Here is a 5163-nt window from a genome sequence, read left to right as displayed (position 1 = left end):
CGTCCGGCCTCGGCCCCGCCCGAGCCGGAGCCCGCCAACGCCGAGTGACACCGAGCGCACCGCCCGCCCCCGCCGTCCGGTCTTGGACGGCGGGGGCGTCCGCGTTCCGGGGGCGCCCGGGTCGGCGGGGCGGAATCGTCCGGGAGGCGGCCGGGTTGATCAAGTTGGACTTGATCATGGTGGTCGCCGTCCTGGAGGAGGGATGCGCCGCATGGCCTCGGTACGGCAGGAGATCGTGATCGACGCGCCGCCGGAGCACGTCTGGGACGTCCTGCGGGACGTCGGCGCGGTGCACGAGCGGCTGCTGCCCGGGCGCGTCGCCGGGACCCGTCTGGAGGGCGACCAGCGTTTCCTGACGTTCCCGGACGGCCACGTGGTGCGGGAGCTGATCATCGCCGTGGACGACGAGCGGCGCCGCCTGGCCTACGCGGTCGTCGAGGGGGCGCGGCCTCCGGTCGAACGCCACCACGCCTCGTTCGAGGTCCGTCCGGAGGGCGACCGCGCCGCCCGGCTGATCTGGACCACCGACGTCCTGCCGCACGCCGTCGCCCCGGAGATCCGCGTCCGGACGGAGCGCGGCGCGATCGAGATGAAGCGGGCGATCGAGGCCGCCGCCGGGAAGGCCGGCGAGACCGACGGTCAGGGGGACCTGGCGGGGTGGCGGTGGCAGGCCGCGCGGTTCAGGCCGCCGCCGTCCTGAACGTGCGCCGGTAGGTCTGCGGCGAGACGTCCAGGGCCGCCCTGAACCGCTGGCGCAGGGCCGCGCCGGTGCCGAAGCCCGCGCGGCGCGCCACGGCGTCCACGGGCAGGTCGGTGGCCTCCAGCAGGTGCCGGGCCAGGTCCAGGCGCTGCTCCGCGAGCCACTGGCCCGGGCTGACGCCGGTCTCGGCCCGGAAGTTGCGGGTGAACGTGCGGACGCCGAGTCCCGCGTGCGCGGCCAGGTCGGCGAGCGTGAGCGGGTCGCCGAGGCGCTCCAGCGCCCAGGCGCGGGTGGCGGCGAGCCCGTTGCCGCGCTCCTCCGGGACGGGCCGCCGGACGTACTGCGCCTGCCCGCCGTCCCGCCACGGGGGCGTGACGCAGATCCGCGCGACCTGCGCCGCGACCTCGCTGCCGTGGTCGCGCCGGACCAGGTGCAGGCAGAGGTCGATCCCGGCGGTGACGCCCGCCGAGGTCAGCACGTCGCCGTCGTCCACGTACAGCACGTCGGGATCGACCCGGACGGCCGTGAACAGCCGCCGCAGCAGGTCGGCCTCGCGCCAGTGGGTGGTGGCCGGACGGCGGTCCAGCAGCCCGGCGGCGGCCAGCACGAACGCGCCGGTGCAGATCGCGACCAGCCGGGCCTCGGGCCGGACGGACCGCAGGGCGTCGCGCAGGGCGTCCGGCAGCGGCTCTCCGTCGCGGAGCGCGCCGAGCGCGTGCGAGGGCGGGATCACGACGGTGTCGGCCGAGGCCAGCAGGGACGCGTCGTGCTCCACGCTGATCGTGAAGTCGGCGTCCGTGCGCACCGGCCGTCCGTCCAGGCTGCAGGTGGCGACCGAGTACAGCGGCTCGCCGGACGCGGAGTACGCCAGGCCGAAGATCCGCGCCGGGATGCCGAGTTCGAAGGGGACGACGCCGTCCAGGGCGAGGACCGCAACACGATGCATGGCCCGATTCTTTCGTATCCCGGCCATCGGGCCGCTCCCCACCGCCCGCGTCTCGCGGAAACCTGGGGTCACGCCCGAAACAACGCAGGTCAGGAAGGTCAGAACATGGCAGAGATCACGGCGCGGACCGAGGCCGACACGGCTGAGGACACGGCGGCAGGCGCCACCATGCGGGCCGTCAGCCAGGACGAGCCGGGCGGCCCCGAGGTGCTGAAGATCGTCGAGACCGCGCGGCCGGAGCCCGGCGTGGGGGAGGTCCTGGTCCGCGTGCACGCCGCCGGGATCAACCCGGCCGACTGGAAGACCCGCGCGCGCGGCGCGTTCCCCGACGGGACCCGCCCGCCGTTCGTCCTCGGCTTCGACGTGTCCGGCGTGGTGGAGGCGGTCGGCTACGGCGTCACCGTCCTGCGGCCGGGGGACGAGGTGTTCGGCATGCCGAGGTTCCCGCATCCCGCCGGGGCGTACGCGGAGTACGTCACCGCGCCCGCCCGCCACTTCGCGCCCAAGCCCGCGAACCTCGACCACGCGCACGCCGCGGCGGTCCCGCTGGCGGCGCTCACGGCCTGGCAGGCCCTCGTGGACACCGCGGACGTCCGGCCGGGCGAGCGGGTGCTGGTCCACGCGGCGGCGGGCGGTGTCGGGCACCTGGCCGTCCAGATCGCCAAGGCGCGCGGCGCGTACGTGATCGGCACGGCGAGCGCAGCCAAGCACGCGTTCCTGCGCGAGCTGGGCGCGGACGAGCTGGTCGACTACCGCGAGACCGACTTCGCCGAGGCCGTCCGGGACGTGGACGTCGTCCTGGAGACGATCGGCGGCGACTACCCCGCCCGGTCCCTGCGGACGCTGGCCAAGGGCGGCAGGCTGGTGTCGATCCTCCCGCTGGACGCGTCGTGGCCCGCCTCCGAGGCCGCCGCAGAGGCCGCCGCGAAGGACGTCCGGGTCTGCTTCGTCCTCGTGGAGCCCGACCACCACGGGCTCCGGGAGATCGCGGCGCTGGTCGAGGACGGCCGCCTGCGCGTCCGGGTCCAGGACGTCCTGCCGCTGGAGCGGGCCGCCGAGGCGCACGCGCTGGGGGAGACCGGCCGCACGACGGGTAAAATCGTCCTGTCGGTCCGTTAGGGCGGCGCCGCGGGGACGATCTTCACGCGGGAGCCCTTCCGGCCGCCGTCCCAGGTGCCCGGACGAGCCGGACGGTTCGCCTTACCTCTGGGCGTCCGGTAGCCTTGGCAGACGGTGCGTGTCAACGCGCCACTTCGACTTGCACCGGCGACGCCGCGGTAACGCGGTTGCGGTGCAGACTCCCCGCCCGTCGGGCGAGGAGGAGCAGAGAGCGCCCGCGGTCCCGAGGCCGTGCGGTGCGCCGTCCTCGGCCCCGGCCGGGGATAGGCCCCCGACCGGGGGCTGGTGAAGACCACGCGTGGGACCGGTTCGCTCCGGAAGCGCGCGTTGAACGAAGGGTTTCCGCGTGTACGCGATTGTCCGCGCAGGCGGGCGGCAGGAGAAGGTCGCCGAGGGCGACGTCCTGACCGTCGACAAGCTCGACGCCGAGGTCGGCTCGACGGTGACGTTCCCGGCGCTGCTGGTCGTCGACGGCGCCAACGTCGTCAGCAAGCAGGCCGACCTGGCCTCCTACGAGGTCACCGCCGAGATCCTCGGCGCGGTCAAGGGCCCGAAGATCCACATCATGCACTACCGGAACAAGACCGGGTACAAGCGGCGGATGGGTCACCGTCAGCCGTACACCGAGGTCAAGATCACCGGTATCAAGGCCGGGAAGTAAGGGAGGCCCCGAATGGCACACAAGAAGGGCGCGTCGTCCAGCCGTAACGGCCGCGACTCCAACGCCAAGCGTCTGGGTGTCAAGCGCTTCGGCGGCCAGCTGGTCAACGCCGGCGAGATCATCGTCCGTCAGCGCGGCACCCACTTCCACCCCGGCCCGGGTGTCGGCCGTGGCGGCGACGACACGCTGTTCGCGCTGGTCGCGGGCCACGTGGAGTTCCGGCGCTACCGTGGCCGCAACGCCGTCAGCATCGTCCCGCCGGCGGAGTAAGTCCGCCGCATAGCGACGTTGGAGAAGGGGCGGACCGACTCTCGGTCCGCCCCTTCGTTTGTTCCGTTTCTCACCAGGAGGATTCGTGGCCGCCAACTCCGGAGCCGGCGCGCAGTTCGTGGACCGGGTCGTGTTGCAGGTGGTCGCCGGAAACGGCGGGCACGGCTGTGCCTCGGTCCACCGGGAGAAGTTCAAGCCGCTGGGCGGCCCCGACGGGGCCAACGGCGGCAACGGCGGTGACGTCGTGCTGGAGGTGGACACCAACACCGCCAGCCTGCTCGACTACCACCGCCGCCCGCACCGCAAGGCCCCCAACGGCCGTCCCGGGCAGGGCGGGCACCGCACCGGCGCGAACGGCGAGCCCGTCGTGCTGCCCGTGCCGGACGGCACCGTCGTGAAGTCGCCCGACGGAGAGGTGCTGGCCGACCTGGTCGGCGAGGGCACCCGGTTCGTCGTCGCGCAGGGCGGACGCGGCGGCCTCGGCAACGCCGCGCTCGCCACCGCCAAGCGCAAGGCCCCCGGCTTCGCGCTGCTGGGCGAGCCCGGCGAGCAGCGCGAGGTCGTGCTGGAGCTGAAGAGCGTCGCGGACGTGGCGCTCGTCGGGTTCCCGAGCGCGGGCAAGTCGTCGCTGATCGCGGCGCTGTCCGCGGCCAAGCCGAAGATCGCCGACTACCCGTTCACCACCCTGGTCCCCAACCTCGGCGTGGTCAGCGCGGGCGACACCACGTTCACCGTCGCCGACGTCCCGGGCCTGATCGAGGGCGCGAGCGAGGGCCGGGGGCTCGGCCTGGAGTTCCTGCGGCACATCGAGCGGTCGTCCACGCTCGCGCACGTGCTCGACTGCGCGACGCTGGAGCCGGGCCGCGACCCGGTCTCCGACTTCGAGGTCATCGAGAACGAGCTGCAGGCGTACGACCGGGTGCTGGGCGACCGGCCGCTGTCGGACCGCCCGCGCGTCGTCGTGCTGAACAAGGTGGACGTCCCGGACGGCCGCGAACTCGCCGACATGGTCCGGCCCGAGTTCGAGAAGCGCGGCCTGAAGGTCTACGAGGTCTCGGCCGCGACGCACGAGGGCCTGCGCGAGCTGTCGTTCGCGATGGCGGGCATGGTCCAGGAGTACCGGGCCAGCCTGCCGCCCGCCGAGCCGACCCGCCTGGTCATCCGCCCGGTGCCGGTCGGCGGCGAGGTGGAGTACGAGGTCCGCAACGTCGGCGACAACACCTACCTGATCACCGGTGAGAAGCCCGTCCGCTGGCTGCGGCAGACCGACTTCGGCAACGAGGAGGCCGTCGGCTACCTCGCCGACCGGCTCGCCCGCCTCGGCGTCGAGGAGGAGCTCGCCAAGGCGGGCGCGTCCGCCGGCGCCACGGTCCTGATCGGCACGATGGACGACGCGATCGTGTTCGACTGGGAGCCCGAGGCCGCCGCCGCGGCGGCGGCCGCGTCCCCGCGCGGCACCGACCGGCG

6 protein-coding genes are annotated in these 5163 nt (G+C 74.1%); 5 read left to right on the top strand and 1 reads right to left on the bottom strand.

Annotated features, from left to right (window positions below):
• Window positions 1-211: 211 nt before the first annotated feature.
• Window positions 212-700 (top strand): SRPBCC family protein, encoded by a 489-nt coding sequence (locus DZF91_RS28600; RefSeq protein ID WP_117360226.1) that lies wholly within the window; start codon window positions 212-214, stop codon window positions 698-700.
• On the opposite strand, the gene DZF91_RS28595 is transcribed toward DZF91_RS28600, so the two are convergent.
• Entirely contained in the window at window positions 681-1646 is a 966-nt protein-coding gene (locus DZF91_RS28595) for a GlxA family transcriptional regulator (protein ID WP_117360225.1), read from the bottom strand. The genes DZF91_RS28600 and DZF91_RS28595 overlap by 20 nt on opposite strands.
• A 168-nt stretch (window positions 1647-1814) precedes the next feature.
• Here DZF91_RS28595 and DZF91_RS28590 point away from each other — a divergent pair, with 168 nt between their 5' ends.
• The 4 genes from DZF91_RS28590 to obgE all read left to right on the top strand — a co-directional run.
• The gene (locus DZF91_RS28590) at window positions 1815-2765 is read left to right on the top strand and encodes an NADP-dependent oxidoreductase (protein ID WP_117360227.1); all 951 of its coding nucleotides are present in this window, start codon (window positions 1815-1817) and stop codon (window positions 2763-2765) included.
• Between the two features lie 346 nt (window positions 2766-3111).
• A complete protein-coding gene (gene rplU / locus DZF91_RS28585) occupies window positions 3112-3426 on the top strand; it encodes a 50S ribosomal protein L21 (RefSeq protein WP_117360224.1) in 315 nt (104 codons plus the stop codon).
• Between the two features lie 12 nt (window positions 3427-3438).
• The gene (gene rpmA, locus DZF91_RS28580; protein ID WP_117360223.1) at window positions 3439-3696 is read left to right on the top strand and encodes a 50S ribosomal protein L27; all 258 of its coding nucleotides are present in this window, start codon (window positions 3439-3441) and stop codon (window positions 3694-3696) included.
• Between the two features lie 85 nt (window positions 3697-3781).
• Window positions 3782-5163: GTPase ObgE (obgE, locus tag DZF91_RS28575; RefSeq protein ID WP_117360222.1), on the top strand; the 1382-nt coding region annotated here is incomplete at its 3' end.

The organism is Actinomadura logoneensis (assembly GCF_003428695.1).
GTDB classification, from domain to species: Bacteria; Actinomycetota; Actinomycetes; order Streptosporangiales; family Streptosporangiaceae; genus Spirillospora; species Spirillospora logoneensis.
Note: the sequence above shows the minus strand (reverse complement) of the source record. Positions and strands in the feature narration are given on the sequence as shown.

Excerpts from the sequence above, each read along its gene's own strand:
- DZF91_RS28600 (WP_117360226.1), top strand. The coding sequence starts at position 212 with ATGGCCTCGGTACGGCAGGAGATCGTGATCGACGCGCCGCCGGAGCAC.
- DZF91_RS28595 (WP_117360225.1), bottom strand. The coding sequence starts at position 1,646 with ATGCATCGTGTTGCGGTCCTCGCCCTGGACGGCGTCGTCCCCTTCGAA.
- DZF91_RS28590 (WP_117360227.1), top strand. The coding sequence starts at position 1,815 with ATGCGGGCCGTCAGCCAGGACGAGCCGGGCGGCCCCGAGGTGCTGAAG.
- rpmA (WP_117360223.1), top strand. The coding sequence starts at position 3,439 with ATGGCACACAAGAAGGGCGCGTCGTCCAGCCGTAACGGCCGCGACTCC.